General features: G+C 47.7%; 2 protein-coding genes. Both read right to left on the bottom strand.

Annotated features, from left to right (window positions below; all coding sequences use genetic code 11):
* A partial coding sequence (locus QT974_RS31695; RefSeq protein ID WP_333472344.1) for a hydantoinase B/oxoprolinase family protein occupies positions 1–3,615 on the bottom strand: 3,615 nt, incomplete at its 3' end.
* 70 nt (positions 3,616–3,685) lie between these two features.
* The coding region (locus QT974_RS31690) for a M20/M25/M40 family metallo-hydrolase (protein WP_333472343.1) at positions 3,686–4,355 on the bottom strand (670 nt) is incomplete at its 5' end.

Here is a 4,355-nt window from a genome sequence, read left to right as displayed (position 1 = left end):
TTCCTCCACATTTCCATCAAATCTTTCAACATAATTTCGCCCAACTTTCCCCGCTTCACCTCCTTGCAAACCGCAGGGAGAAACCACCCGCCGCCCGGAGAGAATTCCCGCCGTCATCGCTTCCAGAAACCGCACTCGCCGCACCACTCCATTACCGCCGCGATGATATCCATTTCCCCCGCTATTAGCCCGGATTGCAAAACTTTCTAACAACACCGGAAACCGCCATTCCAACACCTCTGGATCGGTTAAACGCGAATTAGTCATGTGAGTTTGCACTGCATCTGTGCCGTCGAAATTTGCACCAGCACCCGAACCGCCGCAAATTGTTTCATAATATTGATAGCGTCGATCGCCAAATGTGAAATTATTCATGGTGCCCTGAGAAGCTGCGATCGCACCCAGCGCACAATACAAAGCATCCGTAATATTCTGCGATGTCTCCACATTTCCCGCCACCACCGCCGCCGGATAGCGCGGATTCAGCATACAGCCAGCGGGATTGATGATTTCCAGAGGCTTCAAACAGCCCGCATTCAGAGGGATATCGTCATCTACCAAAGTGCGGAAAACATACAACACAGCCGCCTTACACACCGCAGCGGGAGCATTAAAATTGTTGAATTGTTGGGAAGAAGTGCCAGTGAAATCAATTTTTGCACTGCGCGCCGACTTATTAATTGTAATAGCTACCTTGATTTCTCCGCCGCTATCCATCGGATAAGTAAATTCGCCATCACTCAAAACCTCAATTACTCGGCGCACAGATTCTTCAGCATTATCTTGCACAAAACCCATATAAGCTTGTACTGTTTCCAAGCCGTAATGTTCTACCATCTTGACAAGTTCTGCTAAACCGCGATTGTTGGCGGCAATTTGAGCTTGCAAATCGGCAATATTTTGGGCGGCATTGCGAACCGGAAAATTCCCGGCTGTCAGAAGTTGTAGTAATTCTTGTTCTCGAAATTTGCCTTCCCTGACTAACTGAAAATTGTCAAATAATACGCCTTCTTCAGTTACAATTTTACTGTTGGGAGGCATGGAACCGGGAGTGATACCGCCGATGTCGGCGTGGTGTCCCCGCGACGCCACATAAAATAAAGGAAGCGAGGAATCAGAATTAAATACTGGAGTAATTACAGTGATATCTGGTAAGTGCGTGCCGCCATTGTAGGGATTGTTAGAAACATAAACATCGCCAGGTTTAATTTGATGAGCTTGTGCTAAGATTAAAGCTGCAACACTTTCGCTCATGGAACCGAGATGCACGGGAATGTGCGGCGCATTGGCAACTAATTGCCCGTTTGCATCGAAGATTGCACAAGAAAAGTCCAGGCGCTCTTTGATGTTGACTGAGGAACTTGTATTTTGTAAAGTCACGCCCATTTGTTCGGCGATCGCGCGAAACAAGTTATTAAAAATTTCTAGCAAAACAGGATCTGATTTAACCGCAGACGAATAAGTGTTAACTGCATTCATCGGCGCGGATTTGCGGTTCAAAATTAAGTCATTGTTTTCGGTAATTGCGCCTTCCCAACCAGGTTCTATGATATTAGTTCCAGTTGCTTCGACAATCATCGCCGGGCCCGTAATGCAATCGCCCGATCGCAAATCGTCTCTCTCATAAACAGGCGTTTCCCGCCAGCCCCCAGCAAGATACATTTGTACGGTGGAAATTGGGGGCACGGGCATCTTGCCTGTGCCACAAGATGGGGAAGTTGTAGAATTATCCAGTACATTCATTGTCTCTACAACTTCCACCGAAACCGCTTCGACAATTAGCGATTTTTCCGGCATAATAAAACTGTAGCGCTGTCGGTGTGCTGCTTCAAAATCAGCCTGCATCTCCTCAACACTCCCAGTAAAATTCACCATCAAAACCGAATCGCTTCCCTCATATTTAAGATGCAGCTTCCGAATAACTTGAATCTCTGTTTCCTCTTCCTCTGCGCCCTCTGCGCCTCTGCGGTTCAATTCCCCCTTTCCCTCAGCTTCCAACTCAACTAAAATCTGACTTAACTGAGACAATAATTCAGCAGTTAATAATTGCTCGATCGCCCTTTCGCGCATAGCCCGCACATCAGCCAAACCCATACCGTAGGCGGATAATACCCCCGCGTAGGGATGAATAAACACCCGTTTCATGCCCAAACTATCGGCGATCGCACAAGCGTGTTGGCCGCCCGCACCCCCGAAACAGCACAACGTATACTCGGAAACATCGTAACCGCGCTGAAGCGAGATTTTTTTCACCGCATTAGCCATCTTTTCCACCGCGATCGCCAAAAAACCCTCCGCCACCTGTTCCGGTGTCCTCTCGCCCCCAATTTCCCCCGCTAACTGCGCAAATTTTTGCTTAACTACGTCAGGCGCGATCGGCAAATCTCCCGTCAATCCAAACACCCTCGGGAAAAAATCCGGTTGAATTTTGCCCAACATCACATTACAATCAGTCACCGTCAAAGGGCCGCCCTTCCGATAGCAAGCAGGGCCTGGATTAGCGCCCGCAGACTCCGGCCCGACACGGTAGCGCGCACCGTCAAAAAACACGATCGAACCGCCACCGGCTGCTACAGTGTGAATTGCCATCACGGGCGATCGCAATCTCACCCCAGCAATTTCCGTCTCGAATTCGCGTTCGTATTCGCCGTTAAAATGAGCGACATCTGTCGAAGTTCCGCCCATATCAAAGGTAATGATTTTATCGAAACCAGCCTTTTTACTCGTTTGAACTGCACCGACAATTCCCCCAGCCGGGCCGGATAAAATACTGTTTTTTCCTTGAAATTGGGCGGCATCAACTAAGCCGCCATTTGACTGCATAAACATTAATTTAGGGAATTGGGCATTGGGAATTGGGCATTGGGAATTGGGCATTGATAATTCTTCATTCCCAGGATCTACATCAATTAACTCACAGGTTACTTGTTCGACATATCGGCGTAAAATCGGAGATAAATAAGCATCGACAACCGCAGTATCTCCCCGGGAAACTAATTTCATCAGCGGGCTGACTTCGTGAGATACTGATATTTGAGTAAAACCAATTTCTCTGGCTATTCGAGCAACTTGTTTTTCGTGTTCCGAGTAGCGGTAGCCGTGCATAAACACGATCGCACAACTGCGAATTCCGTCATCGTAAGCTTGCTGCAAACACGGGATAAACTCAGGATTGACAGCAGTTAACTCTTCACCTCGGGCGCTGTAACGTTCTGCAACCTCAATCACGCGATCGTACAACATCTCCGGCAGCACAATGTGGCGGGCAAAAATATTCGGGCGATTTTGATAGCCAATTCTCAGCGCATCCCCGAAACCCTTAGTAATTAGCAGAATAGTACGATCGCCCTTACGTTCCAGCAAAGCATTTGTCGCCACAGTCGTCCCCATTTTAATCGCTGCAATCTGGGCCGCCGGTATCGATTTTCCCGCCCCAATCCCCAAAATATCGCGAATTCCTTGAACTGCTGCGTCGGTGTAGCGATCGGGATTTTCCGACAGCAGCTTGTGAATAACTAGCTTACCATCAGGCTTTTGGGCGACTATATCGGTAAAAGTACCACCGCGATCGATCCAAAATTGCCAGGAAGTGCGATCGGTAAAAACAGTATTCATATCTTTTTCTATCATCTTCTTTCTTTCTTCCTTCGCGTTTTTCGCGTCTTCGCGGTTCATTCAAATAAAATTATAAATATCGAATAGCCTCAACCAAGCCCCCACAAACACCAGCCAAAAAATCCAAATCCAAAGTCTCAATCTTATCACTCGGTTGATGGTAGTGAGGATTCCGCATATTAGCCGTATCCGTCACCATAATCGCCGGATAACCATTATCCCAAAAAGGAGCATGATCGCTGCGGCGAGTATCCGGCACAATCAAACCTCGATTCGGCACCGGCAACCACTCGCAATCTTGACCGACTTTGCGGATGTTTCTACTCAAAGCAATCATATCGCGAACAGTCCGCAAGTTCCCAATTAAAGCAATAAAATTGCCAATATTCGGATAAAAATATTTTAGTCCCGCCGGATAGCTTTGAGAGTTCGGAGTGCGATCGCAATAACCCAACATTTCCAAAGAAATCATCAACCGAATTGACTGTTGCTGTTGCTTGCATTTAGCTGCGTGGTGCTTGCTTCCGAAACAGCCAGATTCTTCCATATCAAACGCAACTAACTGTACTGGATATTTTAGCGGTTTCGAGGCAAACTCTGCCGCCAATTCCAGCAAAACAGCAACACCCGTAGCATTGTCATCGGCCCCAGGCGTACCGGGTACTGTATCGTAATGAGCCCCTATAATAATCGGCAAATTTTCTTGCTTCCCCCCCTTAGCAAGGGGGGGATTGAGGGGG

This window comes from Microcoleus sp. BM001215392 (genome assembly GCF_036700185.1).
Lineage (GTDB): Bacteria > Cyanobacteriota > Cyanobacteriia > Cyanobacteriales > Microcoleaceae > Microcoleus.
The sequence above is the reverse complement of the archived record's forward strand: the minus strand, read 5'-3'. Positions and strand labels throughout refer to the sequence as shown.